This is a genomic window from Acidimicrobiales bacterium (assembly GCA_040219515.1).
Classification (GTDB): domain Bacteria; phylum Actinomycetota; class Acidimicrobiia; order Acidimicrobiales; family Aldehydirespiratoraceae; genus JAJRXC01.
In genome coordinates, this window is the sequence record JAVJSI010000007.1 from 334,601 (window position 1) to 358,817 (window position 24,217).

General features: G+C 68.2%; 23 protein-coding genes. 10 read left to right on the plus strand and 13 right to left on the minus strand.

Features of this window, described 5'->3' with window-relative positions; translation table 11 throughout:
* Positions 1-75 precede the first annotated feature (75 nt).
* Positions 76-870 (minus strand): amidohydrolase family protein, encoded by a 795-nt coding sequence (locus tag RIB98_06055; protein ID MEQ8840524.1) that lies wholly within the window; start codon positions 868-870, stop codon positions 76-78.
* Positions 871-889: 19 nt separating this feature from the next.
* On the opposite strand from RIB98_06055, the gene RIB98_06060 reads away from it, so the two are divergent.
* From RIB98_06060 to RIB98_06080, 5 genes are all read left to right on the plus strand, one after another.
* Positions 890-3,346 (plus strand): DUF87 domain-containing protein, encoded by a 2,457-nt coding sequence (locus RIB98_06060; protein MEQ8840525.1) that lies wholly within the window; start codon positions 890-892, stop codon positions 3,344-3,346.
* 231 nt (positions 3,347-3,577) lie between these two features.
* On the plus strand, positions 3,578-5,077 hold the full coding sequence (locus tag RIB98_06065) for a sugar transferase (protein MEQ8840526.1): 1,500 nt from the start codon (positions 3,578-3,580) through the stop codon (positions 5,075-5,077).
* Positions 5,002-6,381 carry an MFS transporter gene (locus RIB98_06070; protein MEQ8840527.1) on the plus strand — a complete coding sequence of 460 codons (1,380 nt, stop codon included), beginning with the start codon at positions 5,002-5,004 and terminating at the stop codon, positions 6,379-6,381. Before RIB98_06065 ends, RIB98_06070 begins: the two co-directional genes overlap by 76 nt.
* A gap of 26 nt (positions 6,382-6,407) precedes the next feature.
* Positions 6,408-7,655, plus strand: coding sequence for a cytochrome P450 (locus RIB98_06075; protein ID MEQ8840528.1), 1,248 nt, complete (start codon positions 6,408-6,410; stop codon positions 7,653-7,655).
* Positions 7,655-8,473 carry an SDR family oxidoreductase gene (locus RIB98_06080; GenBank protein MEQ8840529.1) on the plus strand — a complete coding sequence of 273 codons (819 nt, stop codon included), beginning with the start codon at positions 7,655-7,657 and terminating at the stop codon, positions 8,471-8,473. The genes RIB98_06075 and RIB98_06080 overlap by 1 nt, the downstream gene beginning before the upstream one ends.
* Positions 8,474-8,492: 19 nt before the next feature.
* On the opposite strand, the gene RIB98_06085 is transcribed toward RIB98_06080, so the two are convergent.
* The gene (locus RIB98_06085; GenBank protein ID MEQ8840530.1) at positions 8,493-9,119 is read right to left on the minus strand and encodes a DJ-1/PfpI family protein; all 627 of its coding nucleotides are present in this window, start codon (positions 9,117-9,119) and stop codon (positions 8,493-8,495) included.
* Positions 9,116-10,138 (minus strand): DJ-1/PfpI family protein, encoded by a 1,023-nt coding sequence (locus RIB98_06090; protein ID MEQ8840531.1) that lies wholly within the window; start codon positions 10,136-10,138, stop codon positions 9,116-9,118. Before RIB98_06090 ends, RIB98_06085 begins: the two co-directional genes overlap by 4 nt.
* A 140-nt stretch (positions 10,139-10,278) precedes the next feature.
* Here RIB98_06090 and RIB98_06095 point away from each other — a divergent pair, with 140 nt between their 5' ends.
* Complete coding sequence (locus RIB98_06095; GenBank protein MEQ8840532.1) at positions 10,279-12,738, plus strand: DUF3516 domain-containing protein; 2,460 nt, start codon at positions 10,279-10,281, stop codon at positions 12,736-12,738.
* 13 nt (positions 12,739-12,751) lie between these two features.
* Here RIB98_06095 and RIB98_06100 read toward each other — a convergent pair whose 3' ends face one another.
* Positions 12,752-12,985, minus strand: coding sequence for a hypothetical protein (locus RIB98_06100; GenBank protein MEQ8840533.1), 234 nt, complete (start codon positions 12,983-12,985; stop codon positions 12,752-12,754).
* Between the two features lie 140 nt (positions 12,986-13,125).
* Here RIB98_06100 and RIB98_06105 point away from each other — a divergent pair, with 140 nt between their 5' ends.
* Positions 13,126-13,965 (plus strand): SDR family oxidoreductase, encoded by an 840-nt coding sequence (locus RIB98_06105; protein MEQ8840534.1) that lies wholly within the window; start codon positions 13,126-13,128, stop codon positions 13,963-13,965.
* Here the strand turns inward: RIB98_06105 and RIB98_06110 are convergent.
* Genes RIB98_06110 through RIB98_06120 form a run of 3 tightly spaced genes read right to left on the minus strand, consistent with a single transcriptional unit; the run spans position 13,948 to position 15,769 of the window.
* A complete protein-coding gene (locus tag RIB98_06110; protein MEQ8840535.1) occupies positions 13,948-14,337 on the minus strand; it encodes a DUF952 domain-containing protein in 390 nt (129 codons plus the stop codon). The genes RIB98_06105 and RIB98_06110 overlap by 18 nt on opposite strands.
* Complete coding sequence (locus tag RIB98_06115; GenBank protein ID MEQ8840536.1) at positions 14,334-15,056, minus strand: hypothetical protein; 723 nt, start codon at positions 15,054-15,056, stop codon at positions 14,334-14,336. Before RIB98_06115 ends, RIB98_06110 begins: the two co-directional genes overlap by 4 nt.
* Positions 15,053-15,769: a maleylpyruvate isomerase family mycothiol-dependent enzyme gene (locus tag RIB98_06120; GenBank protein MEQ8840537.1), complete on the minus strand. Its 717-nt coding sequence runs from the start codon at positions 15,767-15,769 to the stop codon at positions 15,053-15,055. The genes RIB98_06115 and RIB98_06120 overlap by 4 nt, the downstream gene beginning before the upstream one ends.
* A gap of 39 nt (positions 15,770-15,808) precedes the next feature.
* Here RIB98_06120 and RIB98_06125 point away from each other — a divergent pair, with 39 nt between their 5' ends.
* Positions 15,809-16,627 carry an SDR family oxidoreductase gene (locus RIB98_06125; GenBank protein MEQ8840538.1) on the plus strand — a complete coding sequence of 273 codons (819 nt, stop codon included), beginning with the start codon at positions 15,809-15,811 and terminating at the stop codon, positions 16,625-16,627.
* 26 nt (positions 16,628-16,653) lie between these two features.
* On the opposite strand, the gene RIB98_06130 is transcribed toward RIB98_06125, so the two are convergent.
* A complete protein-coding gene (locus tag RIB98_06130) occupies positions 16,654-17,343 on the minus strand; it encodes a hemolysin III family protein (GenBank protein MEQ8840539.1) in 690 nt (229 codons plus the stop codon).
* 59 nt (positions 17,344-17,402) lie between these two features.
* On the opposite strand from RIB98_06130, the gene RIB98_06135 reads away from it, so the two are divergent.
* Entirely contained in the window at positions 17,403-18,920 is a 1,518-nt protein-coding gene (locus RIB98_06135; protein ID MEQ8840540.1) for an MFS transporter, read from the plus strand.
* A gap of 17 nt (positions 18,921-18,937) precedes the next feature.
* Entirely contained in the window at positions 18,938-19,765 is an 828-nt protein-coding gene (locus RIB98_06140) for a L,D-transpeptidase (GenBank protein MEQ8840541.1), read from the plus strand.
* On the opposite strand, the gene RIB98_06145 is transcribed toward RIB98_06140, so the two are convergent.
* From RIB98_06145 to prmC, 5 genes are read right to left on the minus strand one after another with little or no spacing between them, the layout of a single operon-like run.
* Positions 19,728-20,933 carry an MraY family glycosyltransferase gene (locus tag RIB98_06145; GenBank protein MEQ8840542.1) on the minus strand — a complete coding sequence of 402 codons (1,206 nt, stop codon included), beginning with the start codon at positions 20,931-20,933 and terminating at the stop codon, positions 19,728-19,730. The two genes, RIB98_06140 and RIB98_06145, sit on opposite strands and share 38 nt — an antisense overlap.
* 24 nt (positions 20,934-20,957) lie before the next feature.
* A complete protein-coding gene (gene glyA / locus RIB98_06150) occupies positions 20,958-22,211 on the minus strand; it encodes a serine hydroxymethyltransferase (GenBank protein MEQ8840543.1) in 1,254 nt (417 codons plus the stop codon).
* A 49-nt stretch (positions 22,212-22,260) separates the two neighbouring features.
* Positions 22,261-22,716 (minus strand): ribose 5-phosphate isomerase B, encoded by a 456-nt coding sequence (gene rpiB / locus RIB98_06155; GenBank protein ID MEQ8840544.1) that lies wholly within the window; start codon positions 22,714-22,716, stop codon positions 22,261-22,263.
* Between the two features lie 9 nt (positions 22,717-22,725).
* Positions 22,726-23,319 (minus strand): L-threonylcarbamoyladenylate synthase, encoded by a 594-nt coding sequence (locus RIB98_06160; protein ID MEQ8840545.1) that lies wholly within the window; start codon positions 23,317-23,319, stop codon positions 22,726-22,728.
* A gap of 2 nt (positions 23,320-23,321) precedes the next feature.
* Positions 23,322-24,212 (minus strand): peptide chain release factor N(5)-glutamine methyltransferase, encoded by an 891-nt coding sequence (gene prmC / locus RIB98_06165; protein MEQ8840546.1) that lies wholly within the window; start codon positions 24,210-24,212, stop codon positions 23,322-23,324.
* Between the last annotated feature and the right edge of the window lie 5 nt (positions 24,213-24,217).

A 24,217-nucleotide genomic window follows, 5' to 3' on the forward strand; every position in this document is an offset into this window, starting at 1 on the left:
CGGGTCATCGCCGTCCGGCCGAAGGCCGGACAAGACAACACCGCGATGATCGTCGAACGCCTCAACTAGGCCGGGTCAGAACCAGAGACGGGCGGTCGTTCCTTCGAGGACGGCCGCCCGTGTCGCGTCCGGGAGTCCGTCGACCGATGCGCGGCCGAGCGCGGCGAGTGTGTCGTAGTCGCGGTCGCGCACCTGGGGATGGTCGGATCCCCAGGCGAGCCGCTCGGTGCCGACCAGGTCCAACAAACGTCGGACCGTGGCCCCCGGGTCGAGCGCGCTGTGATCGAAGACGCCGCTGCTGAGCTTGAGCACGACGTTGGGTCGACGCACCAGCAGCGCGAGGTCGCCCTCATCGCCACCCACCGACACGAACCCGGCGTGATCGATCGCGAATTCCATGTCGGCGAACTCCGTGACGAGTTCGGCGGCCGCCGCCAACTCCTGTTCGAGACAGCAGATCGTGGGGGTGAGGCCTTGTTCTCTGCACGCCGTGGCCACCTCGCGGCCACGATCGGCGTCGAGCCAGCTGACCTCGGGCAACGGGACCGAGAACATCCGCACCCCGGCGGCACCGGCGGTTGCTGCTCGTTCGACGCTGTGCACCGGGTCGGGGTCATCGGCACCGACCGCGGCGACCGATCGCCAGGCGGGACCGAGCGCAGCCGCACTCTCGATGGCGAAGGTGTTGTCGAACCCGTGGGCGCCGACCGCCTGCACCAGCACGCCGCCGCGGACGTCGGCCCGCTCGAGGCGCGCGGCCACCGTTGCGGGCATCGCATCGATCGCTTCCCACCATGCCCCGTCGGGGTGGCCGGTTCGATCGGGGCCCGCGGTGGCGCCGTCCACCACATGGAGATGAGCGTCGATCATTCCTCCTAGCATCGCACCCATGGACAGCAGCACCATCGATGTCGAACCGGGTCACTTCTTCCTCGGACCCGATCTCCCGGGCGATGATGGGAGCGAGTCGGGCGGCGAGCCCGCCAACGTCATCTACGAGGCCGCCGACCTCACCACCCACGGGGTGATCGTCGGCATGACCGGATCCGGCAAGACCGGCCTGGGCATGGTGCTCATCGAGGAAGCGCTGCTGCAGGGCATCCCGACGCTCATCATCGATCCCAAGGGTGACATGGGCAACCTCCTGCTCACCTTCCCCGACCTCGCGCCGAGCGACTTCCGACCCTGGATCAACGAGGGCGAGGCCCAGCGCGACGGTGTGACACCCGACGAGCTCGCGGCGTCGACCGCCACGATGTGGGAGGAGGGTCTGGCCGGTTCCGGCATCGGCAAGGATCGCATCGCTCGTCTCCGCGAGATCGCCGACTTCACGATCTACACACCGGGATCGGAAGCCGGGGTCGGACTGAACGTCATCGGCGACCTCTCGGCCCCCGCCACGAGCGGCGACGCCGCCGTGTCGGCGGAAACCGTGCGGGAGGAGATCGACGGACTCGTCCAAGGCCTCCTGGCACTCGTCGGGGTCACCTCCGACCCTCTCTCCGGTCGAGAACACGTGCTCCTCGCGAATCTCGTACAGCACTCGTGGACGGCGGGCATCGACCTCGATCTCGCCACACTGCTGGCGCAGATCCAGAACCCGCCCATGCGCAAGCTCGGCGTGATCGAACTCGACACGTTCTTCCCGCCCGACGAACGGACGGCGCTCGCCATGAAGCTCAACGGCCTGCTCGCCTCGCCGTCGTTCGCGGCGTGGGGACAGGGCGTGCCCCTCGACATCGCGTCGATGCTCACGGGCGACGGCGGCAAGCCGAAGGCCGCCATCGTCTCCATCGCGCACCTCTCCGACGACGAGCGACAGTTCGCGGTCACGCTGATCCTCTCCAAGCTGGTCACCTGGATGCGCTCGCAGCCCGGCAGCCCGGACCTGCGCGCCCTGGTCTACATGGACGAGGTGTTCGGGTTCGTCCCTCCCACCGCCGAACCACCGGCGAAGCGACCGATTCTCACGATCCTGAAGCAGGCTCGCGCCTTCGGTGTCGGCATGGTGCTGTCCACCCAGAACCCGGTCGACCTCGACTACAAGGCGATCAGCAACGCGGGCACCTGGATGATCGGTCGTCTCCAGACCGAGCGGGACAAGGCCCGTCTGCTCGAGGGCATGCGGGCCGCCGGTGGCGAGGCCGACATCGACGCGATCGGCGACACCATCGGTGGGCTCGGGAAGCGCACGTTCCTGCTGCACACCGCCCGCGGTGGCGTCCCTCGCACGTTCGGCACGCGTTGGGCGATGTCGTACCTCCCCGGGCCGCTCACTCGCGACCAGATCTCGATCCTGACCGCCGACCAGCGACCGGCCGTGGCGGCGTCGGCGGCGACCACGACCGCCGATACGGCAGTACCGGACGCGCCCACCACGGCAACAGCAGCGCCGGCACTCGCCGACGACGAGACCTCGGTGGCGCCCGAGGTCGCCGACGGCGTGGAGGTCGTCTACCTGGACCCCGCGGCCCCGTGGGCCGACAAGGTCGGTGCCCGACCCGGCGGGCGACGGCTCCGACCCGCACTCGCGGCGCGGGTCCAGCTGCTCTTCGACGACACGAAGGGCGATCTTCGTCACGAAGCCGAATGGGAGGCCGTGGTCGGACCACTCGGCACCGATGTCGACGGCGACGACTTCATCCCGGTCGACTACGACGACCGCGACCTCCGCACCGAGCGCCCGGACGGCACTGTCTATGTCCTCCCCGAGGCCAAGATCCACACCAAGACCTTCTTCACGAACGCCACCCGTGTCCTCAAGGACCACCTCTATCGCAACGAGTCGCTCCTGCTGATGCGCAACGACGAGCTGAAGCTCTTCTCCCGCGTGGGCGAGACGGAGGAGGAGTTCGCCGAGCGGTGCCGCCGCGCCGGCGAGGACAAGGCCGACGAAGAGGCCGACGAGCTTCGGGCCACCATGGCCGAGAAGGAGGACCGCGTCCGCGAGACGATAGCCAAAGCCGAGGATCGGGTGCGCGAGCTCGAAGCCGATTCCGGTGACCGGAAGCGCAACGAGGTGCTGAGCGGTGCGATGGACGTCATCGGTGGCCTCCTCGGCGGCCGAAAGTCGACCAGCAGCATTCTGAGCGGCGTCCGGCGGGCCACCTCCTCACGACGCACCTCGTCCAATGCGGCAGAACGGGTCCGAAGCGCCAAGAACCGCCTCGAGGAACACGTCGACGAACTCGAGGATCTCGCCGCGGCGCTGACCGACGCCCTGGCCGAGAGCCACGACGCGTGGGCGGACGCATCCGGCCGGATCGACACCTTCGAGGTGGGACTCGAGAAGACCGACATCGCGGTCGAGGATCTCGTTCTCGTGTGGATCCCCACCGAAGGGTGAGACGGACCTGCGACAGTTCATCCAAACGACAGGTGAAATCAACCCACCGCGTGCGCGATAATGTCACTGACTGTGCAATCATCAGATCGGCGGACACGGGGCGGACGCAGCGTGCTCGAGATCGAACAATTCCTCATGCTTGGCGGCAACAATGGAAGAACCATGGGAACTACGGCCTAGAGACGCCCGGTTCTCGAAAGTCTACTCTTTGGGCACTGAGCGTGACCTGACATGACTTCGACCGAGATACCCCCATCGACGGCGACACCCGAGTCGCCCTCCGTGATGCTCTACCCCGACAGCGACTCGCTGCCGGGGGGTCCCACGCGCCGAAATCCGCTCAACTCCACGAAGATCACCCTCGTCATCGCCGACCTGCTCATGGTCTCGGTGGCACTCGTGGCCGGCACCTGGCTCAACGACGTCCTGAACGAAGGCGACCCGACCGGCACGGCCGAGTACATGGGCCTCGTGCTCGCCTCGCTGCCGATCTGGCCCATGGTCTTCACCCAACAGCTGCTCTACCGCGCTCGTTACCTCAGCCGCCGTATCGACGAAACGAACCGGGTCGTGCGCAGCGTCGCCGTCGGCATGCTGATGACCGGCGGTCTCAGCATCCTCATGAAGGTCACCGTCGGACGCCGCTGGGTTCTGCTCACCGGGGCGCTCCTGCTCATCTTGCTGGTGACCGAGCGGCTCATCGCCCGATCGCTGTTCGACCGAGCCCGTCGCAACGGCCAACTGCTTCGTCCGGTCGTCATCGCCGGTCGCAATGCGGAGGGACAGTTCGTCCGCGAGATGCTCGAGGGCGACAGCGCCCTCGGCTACGTCTTTCACGGCTTCATCGAGGACCTTGTCGAGCGCGAGCCGGGCGAGTCCCCCCTGGCGCTCCTCGGCGATCCGGCGAAGGTCGTCAGCAAGGTGAAGGAGATGGGGGTCAACAGCGTCATCATCGCCGCCACCGCGATCGACGTGGGCAGCTCCAACCGTCTGATCCGTTCGCTGACCGAACACGGCATTCACGTGGAGCTCTCGTCCACACTGTGTGACATCGCGGCGAGCCGTCTCACCGTGCGGCCCGTCGGCCGGGTGCCCATGATGTACGTCGAACCCGTCCGCCGCACCGGCTGGCGCCCTCGCACGAAGCGGACCTTCGACGTCATCACCGCCTGCGCCCTGCTGGTCGTCTCGGCGCCGCTCCTGCTCCTCTCGAGCCTGGCCGTGAAGCTGAGCACCCCGGGACCTGCGGTGTTCTCCCAGCCGCGTGTCGGTCGCGACGGCGAGCTCTTCGACATGCACAAGCTCCGCACGATGGTGATCGATGCCGAGGACCAACTCGCCTCCATCGAACACCTGTCCACCGCGACCGGGCCGCTCTTCAAGATCGAGAACGACCCGCGGATCACCCCGGTCGGCAAGTGGCTGCGCAAACTCTCGATCGACGAACTCCCGCAGCTCCTCAACGTGATCAAGGGCGAGATGAGCCTGGTCGGACCCCGACCGGCTCTGCCGCGAGAGGTCGAGGCCTGGGACAAGGAACTCCACAACCGACTGCGCGTGCAGCCCGGCATCACCGGCATGTGGCAGGTCATGGGACGCAGCGACGGCGACCACGACTCCCGCTACGCCCAGCTCGACCTGTACTACGTCGACAATTGGAGCCTGGTGACCGATCTGGTCATCGTCGCTCGTACCATCCCTGTCGTGTTGGGACGCAAGGGTCAGTACTGACCGGCGCGGCCGACGAGGTCCGCACCGGGCCCACCGGCCTCGCCGCACGCTTCATCCGGTCCGAGAAGGGTCGGGGCTTCATCGCGTTCCGACATCGGGCCTATCGGCTGATCTTCACCGGCTTCCTGATACAGCAGATCGGCTTCTGGATGAGCCACGTGACGCTGCAGGGCCTCGTGGAGGACCGTGCCGCCGACGGCGACAACCTCGCCATCACATGGCTCTTCGTCGCCCTCTTCACCCCCCAGCTGGTCATCGGGCCGTTCGCCGGGGTGTTGGCCGACCGACTGGAGCGACGCCGGATCGTGGTCGCCTGCTACAGCGCGGCCGCGCTCACCGCCTCGTTGCTCGCGGTTCTCACCTATCTGAGTGACGCCCCGCCGCTCGTCGCCATCTATCTCCTGGCCCTCGCCCTGGGGAGCAGCTTCTCGTTCATCGGCCCGTCGGCCGGTGCGCTCGTGGTGAACAGCGTGTCGCCCGACGAGGTGACGAGCGCGATCTCGATGCAGGCTGCGGTCCAGAACATGACCCGGGTCGCAGGACCGATCCTGGCCGCCGGCATCATCGCCTCGCAGCGATTCCACCTGGCCTTCGCCGCGTTCGCCGTTGCGACCGCCATCGCCGCGGTGATGATGTCGAGGGTGCAGGTCGCACCACAGAGGATCGTCGCCGACTCACTCGGCGTCTTCGCACGAATGGCGGTCGGATTCCGCCATGCGCGCGACCGCAGGCCGGCCCTGCTCGCCATCGCCACGGTTGCGGTGGGGTCGATCTTCGGCGTCGCCCACACGGCCCTCATCCCTTCGTTCACCAGCGAGGTGCTCGGCGAGGACGCCGGCCGCTTCGGCGTGATCGTGGCCGCCACCGGCATCGGGGCCATCGTCGGCGCCCTCACGGTCGGCTACAGCAAGCGGGAGCCGAGCATGGCCCGCGGTGCACTGGCGCTCGTGCTCTACGGCGTCTGTCTCGCCGGTTTCGCGCTGTCCGGCTCGCTCGTGATCGCCGTGATCTGGCAGGTCGTGCTCGGCTTCTTCTACTTCGGCACGATGACCACACTCCAGACACTGGTGCAGCAGGTGGTGGCCGACGAGATGCGGGGCCGGGTCATGTCCCTCTTCGGCATCGCCTGGGGCGGCCTGGTGTGGGTCGGCACGCTCGTTCTCGGCCTTGCCGCCGACCAGCGTGGTCTCGACCTGGGCGAACGCACCACCCTGCTGCTCTCTGCGGGGGTGCTCATGGCCTACGGCGCCGTTGTCGCAGTCGTCAGTCGCACCATGCCCACCGGATCCAGTTACCCCGACTGATCACAAAGTCTCTAGGGTGCACGCCCATGGCTGCCGCGCAACCCATCGCCCCGACCGACCCTCGTCCCCTCGACATTCTCGACGGCGACTTCTATGTCGACGACCCGTACTCCCGCTACGCATGGCTCCGCGAGAATTCGCCCGTGCACTGGGATGACATCAACGAGATGTGGGTCATCACCCGCTACGACGACATCGTCGAGATCGAGAAGAACAAGCGGGTGTTCATCAACTCCGACAAGGAGAAGGGCGGGTACCGCCCGAACATCCCCGCCGACGAGTCGATCATCGGCACCGACGATCCGCTGCACATGGCCCGTCGCAATCTCGTTTCCCGCCGCTTCACCCCGCGAGCCGTTCGGCGCTGGGAGGACCACGTGCTCGACACCGTCGACCAACTGCTCGATGCTGCGCTCGCCAAGGGGCGAGCCGAGATCGTCGGTGAACTCGCGGCACCACTGCCGGCCCAGATGATCGGCCTGCTCCTGGGTTTCCCCACCGAGATGTGGCCCAAGCTCCAGCACTGGTCGGAGACCACCATCGCGCTGGGCGGCGGACCCCGCTATCACGACGAGGAAGGCATCACCTCGGCCATGGACTTCGCCGTGGCCGCCGGCGGGCTCTACGAGGAGAAGAAGGGCTGCCCGGCCGACGACGTCATGTCCCACTGGATCAGCATCGAGGAGGAGCGCAACGGCGAGGTCGGCGGTGCGCCCTTCGGCCTCAACGAGATCATCTCCGACTGCCTCCTCCTGCTCGATGGTGGGGCCGAGACCACCCGCACCGTGATCGCTCGCACCCTGCTGGCGCTCGCCGACCACCCCGACGAGTGGGCCAAGCTCCAGGCCGGCGCCGACATGGAGGTGGCCGTCGAAGAGTTCATCCGCTGGGTCACCCCGATCCACAACTTCTGTCGTGTGGCCACCGAGGACTACGAGATGCACGGCCGGACCATCGCCAAGGGCCAGCAGGTGTTGCTGGCCTACGGCGGCGCCAACCGCGACCCCGCCCACTTCGACGACCCGGAGACGTTCGACGTGACCCGGTCCGACAACCACCACATCGCGTTCGGCTTCGGCACCCACTTCTGCATGGGTGCGTCGCTCGCCCGGCTCGAGATCCAGACCTTCTTCGAGCGCCTCGTCGCCCGCGTCGAGAAGCTCGAACGACTCACCGACGAACCCCACGTCGAGATGCCGAATGCGTTCGTGTTCGGCCTCAAGGAGGCGCACATGGCCTTCACCCCCAAGTCCTCGGCAAGCAAAGGAACCTGATGTCCGGTCTGTTCAGCTACGACGGCAAGAAGGTCGTCCTCACCGGTGGCACCACCGGCGTCGGCGCCGCCGCGGTCGAGCTCCTCGTCGAGGGCGGTTGCACCGACCTGACGGTGCTCGACATCAAGGAGCCCACCGGCCCGGCCACCCGGTTCATCCCGACCGACATGTCGGATCCCGCATCGATCGACGAGGCCGTGTCATCCATCGGCCAAGGGGTCGACGTGCTGTTCAACAACGCGGGCGTGGCCGGTGTTCACCCCACCGACTTCGTGATCCGCGTCAACTGTCTCGGCGTACGACGGCTGACCGAGGGACTGCTCCCGGGCATGACCCGCGGTGGGGCGATCGTGAACACCGCCTCCATCGCCGGCCAGGGGTGGCCCGACAATCTGGCCAAGATCCTGGAGTTCATCGGCATCGACGACTGGGACACGGCGCTGCAATGGGTGGCCGACAACGACGAGCTCGCGTCGGCCGACGTCTACGCGTTCTCCAAGCAGATCGCCCAGGTGTGGACCATGTACTCCTCGGTTCGCAGTCATCGAGACTTCGGCGTGCGCACGAACTCGGTGTGCCCCGGCCCGATCGACACGCCGTTGATGGACGACTTCATCAAGCACATGACCGAGCAGGTCATCCAGTGGACGGTCGATCAGACCGGCGGCACGATGCTCACCGCCGACGACATCGCCCGCACCCTCGTGATGATGGGCACCGACGCCTCGATCGCGATGAACGGCCACAACACCGTGGCCGACAACGGTTTCACCGCGGCGATGACCACCGGCCAGATCGACTTCTCCGGACTCGGCTGACACTCACGGCAGCTCACTCTCAGAGGATTGCGACCTCGGCGTACGGCGGCGCGGGGTCGTACTGGATGTAGTGCTGCGTCGCCCGTGCGTGCGCGGGCGTCTCGATCTGTCCCACGAGCCACAACGCCATGTCGATGCCGGCCGACACACCCTGGCTGGTGACGACCGTTCCTCCTGCACCCGTGTCGTCCACCACCCAGCGTTGGTCGCGTACGACCGCACAGTCGCCTCTCGCCTCGAGTGCGTCCTCGAAGCCCCAGTGAGTGGCCAGGCGACGACCCCGTCCCGGGCCTGCCTCGTGCAGGAGCAACGACCCGGTGCAGACACTGGTGACCCAGGTGGCCGTCTCGGCGACACCCGCGAGCCAGGCCATGAGCCCGGGGTTGTCCTTCTCCGTGCGGGTGCCCTGACCGCCGGGAACCAGCACGACGTCGAGCGCCGGATGATCGGTGAGGGTGTGGTCGGGCAGCACCCGCATCCCCTTGTTGCACCGGACGGGTTCGAGCGCTTCGGCGATGAGAACGACCGTGTCGGCCGGGCGGCCGTCGAAGGTCTTGAGCATCGACGAGGCGGTGAACACCTCCCAGGGTCCGACGAAGTCGAGCTCTTCGGCGTCGTCGAAGACGAGCAGTCCGTAGGTGGTCATCGGTGGTACTCCATTTCAGGCCCGGGGCTGGTCCCCGGGCTCCGGTCGTGGGCGAATCGGTTGCGGTACTCGGACGGCGCGACCCCGACGATGCGCAGGAACGCCCGGCGCATCGTCTCGGCGGTGCCGAAGCCGCAGGCCCGAGCGATCGCGGCGACACCGGTGGGCGCCTGCTCGAGCAGGCGGCGGGCCTCGTCGACTCGCACCTGCTCGACATAGCGGCCCGGCGTCGTGCCGATCTCGCGGGTGAAGGTACGGGAGAAGTTGCGTTCACTCATGCCGACCCTCGCTGCCAGTGAAGCCACGGCGTGCGGGGCACCGGGCTCGGCATGCACGAGCTGTTGGGCCCGGCGAACAGGAGGCGACTCGGCCGGTTCGGCCCAGACGGCCGGTGCGAACTGCGATTGGCCGCCGGGGCGACGGAGGAACATGACGAGATGACGAGCGACGGTCTGGGCGACCTCGACGCCATGGTCGACCTCTACCATCGCGAGGGCCATGTCGATCCCCGCCGTGACACCGGCAGACGTCCAGATCGGGCCGTCGACGACATGGATCGGATCGATGTCGACCTCCACGCTGGCGTGGGCCCGCAACTCTCGTTCCCGGTACCAGTGCGTGGTGGCGCGGCGGCCGTCGAGCAGCCCGGCCTCGGCGAGCAGCAGCGCGCCGCTGCACACCGACGCGGTTCGGCGCGCCCGGCCCGCCGCCCGCCGGATCCAGTCGACGAGTTCTCGATCCTCGATGGCCGCCTCGACCCCGGTACCACCGACGACCATCAACGTGTCGGCCGCCGTTTCGGCGGCCCGGTCACGCCACGAGCCGGTGGCGCACACCGCGAGGCCGCTCTCGCCCTGCACCGGCCCGGCCGTGCGAGCCACGATCTCGGCGAGGTACGCCGGCGGGCACCCCTGCCGAACCAGCACCTCGTTGGCGCCGACGAACACCTCGTGCGGGCCGACGAGGTCGAGCGGCTGAAGGCCGGGGTAGATGACGAAGAGCACTCGCTGCGGGACCACGCCTCCACCATGGGGGTGGGTCCTCGTTGGCGTCAATGACCTACTGCCCACGTATTCGGCCAGATCGGCGGGGGACGGCCAGCGCTAGGGTGGGCGGCGATGAGCGAACCGACCCTCGACACCCTGTTGATCTTCACCCCATGTTGATCACGAGGGTGCCGCCCGAGGCCGACGCCGAGAGTCTGCTGCTGGCGTTCCTCGAATGGGCCAACGACCGCGGCCTCGAGCTCTACCCCCACCAGGAGGAGGCCATCCTCGCCATCCTGGCGGGCGACCACGTGGTTCTCGCGACGCCCACGGGGTCGGGCAAGTCACTGGTGGCGGTGGCCGGCGCCTTCGCGATGGCAGCACAGGGGAAGAAGGCCGTCTACACCGCGCCGATCAAGGCGCTCGTGAGCGAGAAGTTCTTCGAACTCGCCGCCGAGCTCGGCGCCGACAACGTCGGCATGGTCACCGGCGACGCCAGCGTCAACGCCGATGCCCCGGTCGTCGTGTGTACGGCGGAGATCATGGCCAACCGGGCATTGCGCGACGGCCCCGACTGCGACGTCGACCTCGTCGTGATGGACGAGTTCCACTACTACGGCGACCGCGACCGCGGCTGGGCGTGGCAGGTCCCGCTGCTGGAACTGCCCGACACGCAGTTCCTGCTCATGAGTGCAACGCTCGGCGACACGACGGATCTGCGCGATGACCTCGCGGCCCGCACCGGCCGCTCGGTCGAGCTGGTGGCCGATGCCGAACGCCCCGTGCCACTCGACTTCGAGTACCGGGAGACCCCGCTGCTCGAGACCATCGGCGAGCTCCTCGACGACGGCCGGACCCCGGTCTACATCGTCCACTTCACCCAGAAGGAGGCCACCGCGAGGGCACAGAGTCTCACCAGCCTCGACGTGCTCACCAAGGACGAGAAAACCCTCGTGAAGGAGGCCATCGGCGGATTCCGCTTCGACACCCCGATCGGCAAGGACCTGAAACGCTTCGTCGAAGCGGGCATCGGCGTGCACCACGCCGGCCTGCTCCCGAAGTATCGCCTGTTGGTCGAAAAGCTCGCCCAACAGGGCCTGCTCAAGCTGATCTGCGGCACCGACACACTGGGTGTCGGCGTCAACATCCCGATCCGATCGGTGCTCTTCACCCAGCTCTGCAAGTACGACGGCCGCCGCGTGCGAGTGCTGTCGGTGCGCGACTTCCAGCAGATCGCCGGCCGAGCCGGCCGCCGCGGTTTCGATGTTGCCGGCAGTGTGCTCGTGCAGGCACCCGAGCACGTGGTGGAGAACAAGCGGGCGGAAGCAAAGGCTGCGGTCGACCCGAAGAAAAAGAAGAAGCTGGTGAAGAAGAAGCCACCGGAGCGGGGCTACGCCCACTGGGACGGCGACACGCTGGTCCGTCTCAGCGAAGGCACGCCGGAAACGCTCTCCTCGAGCTTCGCCGTCTCCCACGCCATGATGCTGAACGTGCTCGACCGGCCCGGCGACGGCTGTGCGGCCATGAAGCAGTTGCTCACCGACAACCACGAGACCCGCAAGGCCCAGCGCGGCCACATCCGGCGGGCGATCGCGGTGTACCGTTCGCTTGTCGACGCCGAGATCATCGACACCGATCCGCTGCGGGTGAACCTGGACCTGCAGGACGACTTCCGTCTCAACCAGCCGCTGTCGCTCTTCGTCGTCGAGGCGCTCGACGGGCTCGACCCGGACGCACCCGACTATCACCTCCAGATACTCAGCCTGGTCGAGTCGGTTCTCGCCGACCCGATGGTGATCCTCATCGCCCAGAAGGACAAGGCCAAGGACACCCTGATCAGCGAACTCAAGTCGCAGGGAGTCGAGTACGAGGAGCGGATGAACCGGCTCGAGGAGGTCACCTGGCCACGACCTGAGGCCGACTTCATCGAACCCGCCTTCGAGATCTTCGCCCGGCACCACCCGTGGGTCGGGCGCGAACGGGTGAGCCCCAAAGCGGTGGCCCGGGAGATGCTCGAGTTCGCCGAGACGTTCAACCAGTTCGTGGCTCGCTACGGCCTGAAGCGCTCCGAGGGCCTCGTCCTGCGCTACCTCACCGACGTCTACAAGACGCTGCTGCAGACCGTGCCGATGGACAGGTCGAACGACGATCTCGACGACGTCATCGAGTGGCTCGGCGCGATGATCCGTCGCGTCGACTCCAGCCTGATCGACGAGTGGGAACGACTCCGCAACCCCGACCCCGAGGCCCCCACCCCCGAAACGACCGACGAACCCGACGACATCACCGCGAACCGTCGGGCCTTCCGGGTGCTCGTACGCAACGAACTCTTCCGATTCGTGACCGAACTCGCCAACCGTCGTTCGGCGTTGCTGGCCGACGACATCGCGCCGTACTGGGACGAACACGAGTGGATCGGCATCGATGCCGATGCTCGGAGCGGCGAGTGGTTCGACTTCGACCGGAACGCGGACGGTTCGACCACACCCGACGCAAGCACGTGCATGGCCACCCAGACCCTGTTGGATCCGAGTGGCCATCACGAATGGGTGCTCGAAGCGGAGGTCGACCTCGAGGCGTCTCGCACCGAGGAACGAGCGGTGGTTCGGCCGGTCCGCGTCGTCCGACGCTGAACCGACCGCGACGCTAGGCCTCGGGGGTCCCGGGGGCCTCGGGGGCGTCGTCCTCACCGTCGATCTTGTCGACTGCCTTCTTGACTGCGTCGGGCACCTTGCCCCCAGTCATGTCGTCGACCTTGTCGACGGCCGCCTCGGCGGCGTCGCCGGCCTTCTCACGAACGGTCTCGGCAGCGTCGCCGGCCTTCTCGGCCACGCCGCCCAACCTGGCCTTGGCCTTGGCGGCAAAGTCCTTGATACCCATCGCATGCTCCTGATCGTGTCGGGGGATTGGAATCGGGGGATTGCAGGACCGCCAGTGCCGGTCACCCCTCTCGACGATAGGTCAGTGGGGAGCGTCGCGCATTCGCACGAAAATTCCCCGGCTCGCTAGGGTTCTGCGCCATGGCATCCATCGAAGGTCTTGCAACACTCGTCACCGGCGGCGGCAGCGGCATCGGCGAAGCGGCGGCGGCGAAGCTGGCCGCCGACGGCGCCCACGTCACGATCTGCGGTCGCACCGAAGACAAGCTCGTCGGTGCGGTCGAACGGATCGCGTCAGGAGCCGCCGACGGTGTCACCGTGCAGCACGTCGTCGCCGACGTCACGAACGAGGACGACGTCCGCGCCGCGGTCGCGAGCGCGAGCTCCATCACCGGCCGTCTCGACGGACTGTTCGCATCGGCCGGCGGCTCGACCGGCATGGGCCCACTCGCCACCTCCGAGGTCGAGACCATCCGGTCCACGATGGAACTCAACTACATCGGTACGTTCCTGTGCCTCAAGCACGGTGGCACCCAGATGGCCAAGCAGGGCGGTGGCGGGTCGATCGTCGGGTGTTCCTCCCACGCCGGACACGATCCGATGCGCTACCTGGGCGGTTACGGCGCCGCCAAGGCCGGCTTGGATCACCTCTGTCGGGTGAGCGCCGATGAGATGGGTCGCTTCGGCGTCCGCGTCAACTCGGTGCAGCCCGGCATCGTCGCCACCGAACTCATGGGCCCCATCACCGGTGGTGGCGCCCTGCTCGACGACTACCTGCCCCAGATCCCGCTCGGCCGGGTGGGCGAACCCGAGGAGATCGCCGAGATGGTGCGCTTCCTCATCGGGCCCGAATCCTCGTGGATCACCGGCCAGGCGTTCGCCGTCGACGGCGGCCAGAACCTCCGCCGCGGCGCCGACTACGGCACCCTCCTGCGGGAGTTCGGACCCGACCCGCTCGACGACCTAGCGGCCGAGGGGTGAACGCACCGCCCGCACGAGTGCGGGCGGCAACACGAACGATCCGTCGGGACCGGGCGGAAAGGCGATCTCGTTGAGCACCGCGGCCGTGGGCAGCGACGCGTAGAGGTGCGGGAACAGCTCGTCGGTGTCGGTTCCGGCCTCCCACACCACCGCGCGCTCCAGATAGTGGGCGTCGAGCACGAGCGCCACCAGATCGTCGCGCCCGCGGTAGAAGCGGTTCGCCGGCGTGAGCACCTGGTCGATCGCCGAGAGATGGATGAATCCGTCGCGGTCCCATTCCTTCGGCAGATACGTCTCCCCGGGGGCGCACGCCGCCCACACGTCGAGTTCGGCGAGGTGGACCAGCCGAGCCGGGCGGTCGACCTCCGTCACGATCTGATCCGCCCGGACTCCTCCATCAGGTGTGTGATGCCCGGATAGTCGGGGATCGGATCCAGTGTGCGATCGATGTAGATCAGCGCGCCGGTGATACAGGCGAAGGACACGATGAAGTTCACGCCCGAACGAGTGAGGAAGAAGAAGCCCAGTCCTGAGTTGTTGTAGAGCCAGATGTCCCAGACGGAGGTGAGCAACTCGAACGCCACGAGCACCCACGTCGCCCCGTTCATCGCCTTGCGGAAGCGGGGGTCGGCGATGACCGTGGCCGGCAGGGGCACGACCTTCGGGATCAACCACGCGAGGATGGGCCGGCCGGCGAAGATCGTGAGGGCACACGCCACGCCGATCAGGATCTTGCCGATGATCCCGAACCCGAAGTAGACCGCGTCGGCGCTGACGTCGACGTCGATCCAGCTCCTGTCGACGGCGATCGTCAGCCCCGCCCGCACGGTCAGGTAGGTCGCGATCCCGGGCAGAAACCATCCGACGCCCACGCCGCGGCGATGACGGCTGATCGCCGCCTTGATCGACCACAGCAGCGAGGCGACCACGGCGAGCACGAGATTGTCGAGCACGATCCGGAACCCGAAGAACAAGATGATCGGCATCAGCTGGTCGAGGTTGTTCCCCCCGGCGAAGCTCTTCGGCGTCATCTCCTCGATGAGCTCCTCGGATTCATCGTGCGCGTCGCGCTCGTCATCGGCGTCGTTCATGGAGCCAACGCGATCCACTGCTCGACGACGGAGCGGTCGCCGAACACCTCGAGCCCGTCGAGCGATAGCCGGCCGTACATGGTGAGCAGCAGGTCCGCCCCTCCGGCCCGCACCGCAGCATCACCCTTGCCGTGCTCGTGCGTCACGGCGATGCGGCCGTCGACCACCGTCAGCATCAGCTCACCTTCACCGTCGGTCTGGTGCAGGTGGAGCGATCCGGCGGGCGAGGCGCCGTCGAACCCGGCGAGCAGCACGGAGTAGAGCTCGTCCACTCCGTCGAAGGCGATGTCGGGATCGATCGGCGAGACCTGCCCCACCGCCTGCTCGGCGTCGACTCGGTGCACCGCCGTCTCGATGAGCGTACGCCGGTGGTAGAAGCCGACGTCGGCGATGCCCGACCAGGTCCAGACGGGCCGGGTCGGGTCGCTCGACCCGATGACCGGCACCAACAGCGCAAGCCGCTCGGCGGCGAAGCGGGCGATGTCGTCGGGCTCCTCGGGTGTGGGCGCGAGCCGACCGAAATCAGGCGGCTCGGTCGAGCCGGACTCGACGATGACCCGGAACGCCTCCCATCCGTTGGCCACGTGGCCGAGCAGCTCCGTCACCCGCCAACCGGGGCAGGCGGGCACATCGGCCTCGAGATCGACAGCCGCGACATCGAGGAGGCGGCTGCCCTCCGCCTCGAGCGCAGCACTCCGTTCGACTGGATCCATTTGCCCAGTTTGGCGCGGCCGGACGATCATCGTGCACCAGTGCATGACGAACGGAGCAATGTGGGGACCTACGCGATCAGCGGATCGGCATCCGGAATCGGCGCCGCCACCCGGGCCAAGCTCGAGAACGCCGGCAACACGGTCATCGGTATCGACCTCCACGACGCCGAGGTGGTCGGCGACCTCTCCACGGCCGATGGTCGAGCCGCCGTCCTCGAGGCCACCCTCGACCGGTGCAGCGGCACGCTCGATGGCCTCGTCACTGCGGCCGGGGTCGGACCCCCGCTGCGCGGCAACCTGATCGCAAGGGTCAACTATTTCGGTTCCCACGCGCTGCTCGATGGGCTCCGGCCCGCGCTCGCGGCTGCGGGGGCCGCGCAGGTGGTGCAGGTCGGATCGAACTCGTCCACCACCTCGCCCAACCTGCCGCCGGAACTGATCGAGGCGTTCCTGACCGGCGACGAGGAAGGCGCCGTCGCCATCGTCGGCGACGTGCCCGAGCCCTTCGACGGCGCGATCGCCTACGGCGGGGCCAAGCTCGCGATCTCACGCTGGTGCCGGCGAGCGGCCGTGACCGACGAGTGGGTCGGCCAGGGCATCACCCTCAATGTCATCGCGCCGGGCCCGGTGCAGACTCCCCTGTTCCAGGCGGGCAAGGACGATGCCGACTTCGGGCCTCTCCTCGAGGGCTTCCCGATCCCGACGGGTGAGCCGGCAACGCCGGACCTCATGGCCGACTGGATCATCTTCATGCTCTCACCGGCGGCTCGCTTCGCCTGCGGGTCGGTCGTCTTCGTCGACGGCGGTGCCGATGCGCTGATCCGCAGCGACGCGTGGCCCGAGACGTTCACCATGTGACTCCCCGCTGCGCGCAGCGTTGCCCGCTACCAGGCGAGTGAGACCGCCATGGCGGTGTGCAGCGCCACGCCCACCACCACGAACACGTGCCAGATCTCGTGATAGCCGAACGAGTCGGTCCACGGGTCGGGCCAGCGGGCACCGACCACGATGGCACCGACGGTGTAGGCGGCGCCACCACCGAGCAACAAGGCGACCTCGGACAGCGTGAGGTGGGCGATCATCCACGGCACGAACACGAGCATTGACCAGCCGAACACCAGATAGGCCGCGTTCATCACTCCCGCCGGCGGATGCACGGGTGTCCATTCCGCGGCGATCCCGAGCAGCGCGCCGGTCCAGGCGACAGCGAGGAGCCAGGTCGAGACGGCGCCATCGAGGCCCAGCACCGCGATCGGTGTGGCCGTCGTCGCGAACATCAAGAAGATGGTCGTGTGATCGAGCCGAACCATCATCTCGACGCGCTCGATCGGCCAGTCCCGCAGGTGCACGATCGCGCTCACGCCCAACATCGCCGTGTTGCCGAAGGCGAAGATGGCCATGACCGTCGCTGCCCTACTGCCGTCGGCGCCGACGACGAGCACGATGCCGATTGCGACCGAGGCGACGGCCGCCCACCGGTGGAGGAGCCCACGGAATCTCGGACGCGGTCGTCGTAGCAACCGCCGGGCGGAAGGAGAGAGGTGCTCGGCCCGCGGATCGTCAAGCAATTGCACGACGGGAAGGATACGCGAGCGCACCGAGATGGCGTGAGCCGGGCCTACGATCGGTGGCCGTGAGCCGACGCCGAGTGATCCGCACCGAGACCACGTGCGACGACACCGAGCTCGACCGCCGACGGGAGCCCCGCGACGACATCGTCGCCGAGACCCCGGAGACCGATGGCCGCTACGGCCTCGCCCAAGGACCCTTCGCCTACTACGAGCGGACGCTCGACGCGTCCCGCGAGGGCGACGAGTGGCGCGTCCAGGAGACCACCACCTACCGCCTGGCGATCCCCGTCTGGGGGTGGCTGTTCCAGTTGCCGATTCGCCGGGCCCTGCGCCGGCGCCAGGATCGCTTCGACTACTGGTGGGCGCCGCCCGATCGCCTCGACGCGCGGGCGGCGATGGTGCTGGGCCTGCTCGCCGCCGCCCAGATCGTCGACGGCTATCTCGGCACCGTACTCACGCAGACCATCAGCTTCGCAACCGACGAGTTCGGCCGCGGCAACAGCGCCCAAGGATGGGTGCTCGGCGTCGCCCGCGTGGGGGTGCTCTTCAGCCTCGTCGCAGTGGCGCTCGCCGATCGCCGGGGCCGACGGTCCATGCTCGTCATCGCCGGACTCGGGAGTTGCACGTTCACGCTTCTCGGCGGTCTCGCGCCCGACATCTGGACACTCGGCGGTACACAGCTGATCGCCCGTGGCCTCTCCACCGGACTGGGCATCATCATCGTGATCGTCGCCGCCGAGGAGATGCCGGCCCGCAGCCGCGCGTGGGCGGCGTCCGTGCTCGTGCTCAGTGCGGCGTTCGGTGCCGGAATCGCCGTCAACGTTCTCCGCCTCGCCGATCTCGGCATACGCGGTTGGCGGGGCGTGTACCTGGTGGGCGGACTCGGCATCTTCGTGATCATCTGGGTCGGACGACGGTTGCCGGAGACGTTGCGGTTCACCCAGTCGGTCGAGTCCAGCGCGCCGATCCTCACTCCCGACCAGCGACAGCGGCGCCGCCAACGACTCATCCTCCTGGCCGGGTCGGCGTTTCTCCTCTCGATGTTCTTCTCCCCCGCCTCGAGCTTCCAGAACGACTTCCTCAAGGACGAGCACGGCTACAGCGCGTCGGGGATCTCCAACTTCACCCTCGTGACCGGTACGCCGGCCGGGCTGGGCGTACTGCTCGGCGGCTACCTCGCCGAGACGAAGGGGCGCCGAAGGGTCGGCGCCATCGGCATCCTCCTCGGGACCGGATTCTCGGCCCTCGCCTACTTCTCGGCCGGGCCCGCGCTCTGGCTCATCACCATGGTCGGGGTGGTGCTCGGCGGTATCGCGGTGCCGGCGATGGCCGTCTACGGACCCGAGCTCTTCGGCACCCACGATCGTGGGCGGGCGAACGGGGTGATCGTCACCGTCGGCGTCGTCGGGAGCGCCGTCGGGTTGATCTTCGTGGGCCAGGTGTCGGATCGCCTCGGCGAGATCGGCCCTGCGCTGGCGATACTGCTGGCGGGTCCGCTCGTGGTCGCCTGGCTGGTCCTGCGCCGCTACCCGGAAACCGCGGGACTCGAGCTCGAAGCGATCAACCCCGAGGACCGCTGAGCGATACCGTCATGGCGATGGAACGACGCTCATTCCTGCTGGGCGCCGGCGCACTCGGCTTGGCGGCGTGCGCGGCGCCTGAACGCGACCTGCTCGAGGCCTACGAGGGGGTCGACATCGACCTCGGGCCCGGCGCCGGCCCGTCCGGCGAGGTCATCCCCGATCCCACCGCCGGCGCCGGCTCGGTGTCGCCGATGCAGGCGCTGCGCGATTCGGTCGAACCGCCCGAGGATCGGGTCGGATTGTCCTTCGTCGCCGTCGCCCGCGGTGACCAGGTCGACGTCGTCGACGCACCCGGTGACGACATCGCGTCCCACACATTCGCCAACCCGATCGCATCGGGCGACGAGCTCGTGTTCCTCCTCGACGACTTCGACGGGTTCGAGCACTATCGGGTGCTCCTGCCCACCCGACCCAACGGGTCCTTTGGCTGGGTCCACCGAGACAGCGTCGATCTCCGGCGCCACAACTTCGCGATGAGGGTCGAACTCGACGAGTTCCGACTCACCGTCTTCGATCACGAGCAGGTCGTGATGGAGACGACCGTGGGCGTTGCCCGCGACAACGCGCCCACACCCCTGGGCCGGTACTACACCACCGAACTCCTGCGTCCGCTCTCACCCGACTCGGTCTATGGCGCCTTCGCCTACGGACTCTCGGGTTACTCCGACACCTTCACCACGTTCAACGGCGGTCCGGGCCAACTCGGCATCCACGGCACCAACGATCCGACCACGATCGGTACGAACGTGTCGTCAGGCTGTATTCGCGTGCACAACGACGACATCACCCGCCTCGTCGAGGACATCAGGGTGCCGACCGGCGTCCCCGTCGAGATTCTCTGAGACGCGACCTCTCGACCTTCGCCTTCGCCGCGTCGATCGCCTCGAAGTCCGCGGCATCGGCCTCGACCACCGAACCCCGCCAGCGCGGATGGAAGACGGTGAACAACCCGAGGGCGAGCGCCGCCACACCGATGGGAACAATGGCGTCACCTTCGCCCGTGTAGGTCGGATAGAGCACGAAGGCCGACAGCAGTGCGGTCCAGAGCCACAGGATCAGCACCGAGCGCCGGTGGCCGTGGCCCAGACGCATCAGCCGGTGGTGGAGGTGTTCCTTGTCGGCCTCGGCCACGGCGGTCCGTTTCACCGCCCGACGGGTGATGGCGAACAGCGTGTCGAGGATCGGCACGCCGAGGATCACCAGCGGGATGAAGATCGGCGCGAAGAAGAAGAACGCCTGACCGGAGAATTCCTCGGTGGTCCGCCCGCCGACCGACATGGTCGATGCGGCCATCAGGAGGCCGAGCAGCAGCGCCCCGCTGTCGCCCATGAAGATCCGGGCGGGGTGGACGTTGTGCGGGAGAAAGCCGACACACAGGCCCAGCGTGATGGTCGCCCAGAGCGCACCGGGATTGTTCGGATCGAGCACACCCTCGTTGCCGAGCTGGAGGGCGTAGAGCAGGAACGTCGCCGACGCGATGGCGATGATGCCGCCGGCCAGACCGTCGAGACCGTCGATGAAGTTCACGGCATTGGCCATGCCGAGCACCCACATCACCGTGACCAGCGCCGACCAATCAGCCGACAGGAAGAGCAGATCGAAGAACGGCACCCGGAAGAAGAGGATCGAGACCCCGGTGAGCGACATCACCGAGCCGGCGAGCACCATGCCGGCCAGCTTCGCGGGCGCCGAGATCTCGCGGACGTCGTCGATGAAGCCGACACTCCAGATCACGCCGGCGGCGATGACCACGCCGATCATCTCCGTACGGGCCGACATGACGCCGGAGAATTCGTCCAGCAGCGCGGCCGCGCCGAACGCCACGAGGAGTCCGAACATCATCGCCGCCCCACCGCCGCGCGGCGTCGGGACGAGGTGGACGTGTCGTTCGTCGGGCTCGGCGACCGCGCCGATACGGATCGACATCCGCCGCACGATCGGCACCGCGAGAAACGTGACGATCGCCGCGGTGGCCCCGACGAGGAGATAGGCCGAGAGGGCCGGCATCATGACGCCGCCTCCGGTGACCGGGCCTCAGGCTCCGAGGTTCGGGTAGGGCGGGAACTCGGCGCAGAGAGTGGCGGCATCGGCCTTGACCGCGGCGACCGCGCCCGGGTCCGCCCGCTCGCGCAGGGCGCGGGCGATCAACTCGGCGATGACGGCCATCTCGGCCGGTCCCATTCCCTGCGTGGTCACGGCCGGGGTGCCGATGCGCACGCCCGAGGTGACGAACGGCGAGCGGGGATCGTCGGGGATGGTGTTCTTGTTGAGACTGACGCCGGCGTCGTCGAGCACCGCCTGGGCCTCTTTGCCGGTCAGCTCCTCGTCGAACGTCCCGAGATCGACGAGCATCAGATGGTTGTCGGTGCCGCCGCTCACCAGTCGGAAGCCATGGCCGGCCAGCGCCTCGGCCAGCGCGCCGGCGTTGGCCACGATGCGGGCCGCGTAGTCGGCGAACTCGGCGCTGGCCGCCTCGCCGAAGGCGATGGCCTTTGCCGCGATGACGTGTTCGAGGGGTCCACCCTGGATGCCGGGGAAGATCGCCTTGTCGATCTTGGCCCCGAACTCCTCACGAGTGAGGATGCAGCCGCCTCGCGGTCCCCGGAGGGTCTTGTGGGTGGTGAAGGTCATGACATCGGCGAGCGGCAGCGGGTTCGGATGCGCCCCACCGGCGATCAGCCCGGCGATGTGCGCCGCATCGAACATCAGGAGGGCCCCGACCTCGTCGGCGATCTCACGCAGCGGCTTCGGGTCGATGATGCGCGGATAGGCGGTGGCACCCGCCACGATCATCTTCGGCTTCGCCGCGTGCGCCTTGGCCGCCATGTCCTCGTAGTCGATGCGCTCGTCGCTGGCGGTGACGCCGTAGGACACGAAGTCGTACTGGAGCCCGGAGAAGTTCACGGGCGAGCCATGGGTGAGGTGCCCACCGTGGTCCAGGCTCATGCCGAGGACCGTGTCGCCGGGTTCGAGCAGGGCCTGGTAGACGCCCATGTTGGCGACCGCGCCGGCATGAGGCTGGACGTTCGCGTGTTCGGCGCCGAACAAGGCGCAGACACGCCGGCGCGCCTCGTCCTCGATCTCGTCGACCACCATGTTGCCGCCGTAGTAGCGCTTGCCCGGATAGCCCTCGCTGTATTTGTTGGTGAGCACCGATCCGGTCGCGGCCATGACGGCGGGCGAGGCGAAGTTCTCCGATGCGATCAGCTGGATCGTGGAGTTCTGGCGGGTCTCTTCCTTCGTGATCAGGTCGAGCACAGGATCATCGGCGGCGCTGGGCCAGGGCATGGTGTCCTCCAGAATGCGAGATCAACGCAGAGCGTACCGTCCGAGTGAATCAGACCGGGGCGACGGACTCGCCACCGAGGGCATCCAGCTTGGCGACCCGAGCGGTGTGGCGACCGCCCTCGAAGGTCGCCCCGAGCCAGGCGTCGAGTGCGTCGACTGCGACCTGCGGCCCGGTGAGTCGCTCACCGACACAGATCACATTGGCATCGTTGTGTTCGCGACTCAATCGGGCCGATGTGGCGTCGTGGACCGTCGCGGCCCGTACCCCGGCGATCTTGTTGGCAGCGATCGCGATGCCGATCCCGCTGCCACACACACAGAGTCCACCGTCGGCCTCGCCCGACGCGACCGACCGACCGACAGCCGCGCCGAAGTCGGGATAGTCGACCCGGTCCTCGGAGTGGGTCCCGCAATCGACGACGTCGTGACCCTCGTCGCGCAGATGCTGGGCGAGCGACTGCTTCAGGTGGAATCCGGCATGGTCGGAACCGACGGCGATACGCATGGGCCGAGCCTAGGAGTCGGAGGCGACGATGGCCTCGATCTCGGCCTCGGTGATCGATCCCTCCCGCAGGACGACCGGTGTCGGGCCGACCACCGACACCACGGTGGACGCCACGCCCGGCCGGGGACCGTCGTCGAGCACCGTCGCGATCGTGGGGAACAGGGCCGCGACCTCGGCTGCGCGGACCGGCGTGTCGCCGCCGTGCACGTTGGCGCTCGTCGCCGAGATCGGACCCACCGCCGAGGCGAGCGCGACCGCCACCACATCGTCGGGACAGCGCACGCCGAGCGTCTCGTCATCGCCGGCCGCGAGGGACCCGACGACGTGGCGCGGGGCCACGATCGTCAACGGACCGGGCCAGAAGCGCGCGGCCAGGGCCTCGCCCGCCGGGCCGAGATCCACATAGTTGCGAGCTTGATCGATGTCGGCCACGAGCACTGCGACCAGCACATCGACGGGTCGATTCTTCAGCGCGAACATCGCATCGACCGCGGCACTGTTCTCGGCCGCAGCGGCGAGGCCGTAGACCGTGTCGGTGGGGATGATCACGACGCCCCCGCTGCGAAGGTCGCGCACGGCGTTCTCGAGGTCGTCGGGCTCCATTGCTACTCCGCGTTCTTCCTGGCCACGACGGCACGGGGCCGGCCGGTCAGGTCGGGATGGATGGTGGCGCGCAGCCGAAGGGCCTCGGCCCAGCCGGCGACGGTGTCGGTCTGGTCGGGGGCCATCTCGAGGACGAGCACTCCCTCGGCCGCGAGCCAGCGGGGCGCGTCGTCGACGAGACGGCGCAGGTCGTCGAGTCCGGTGGCACCGGCGCGCAGGGCCGTGGGCGGCTCCCACTCCCCCACAACCGGGGGCAGCTCCTCGCCGTCGGCGACGTACGGGGGGTTCGACACGATCAGGTCGAGCGAACCCTCGACAGCGGGCGGGAGGGCCGAGTACCAGGACCCCTCGTGCAGCGAGACCCTGGTGGCCGCCCGGCCGACGCCGGCGAGATTCGCCCTCGCCACCGCCAGCGCGTCGGTGGAGGCATCGGTCGCCATCACCCGGGCGGTCGGACACTCGACCGCGATCGCCAGACCGATGGCGCCGGAGCCGGTGCCGAGGTCGGCGACGAGCAGATCCCTGCTCACGTCGTGGATTCGAGACGGCACTGCTTTGGAAGAAAGTGCCTCGATCGCCAGCCCGGCGACGACCTCGGTCTCCGGCCGAGGAATCAACACACGGCGGTCGACCATGAGATCGAGCGAACGGAAGCCCCATCGTCCCAGGACGTACTGGAGTGGTTCGCCGGCCACACGACGGGCGACCATCGCATCGAAACGGGCGACCCCGCGTTCGGTGGCGAGTTCGTCGAGCACACGATGCAACCGGCCCGGGTCGGCCCCGGTGACTTCCTCGACGATGCGGCGCGCGTCGTTCGCCCCCACTCGTTCGGTCGCCTCCGCGAGCAGCGCCGACCACGCGACCGTGCCCTCAGGTGCCGTCGGGTCCAACGCCG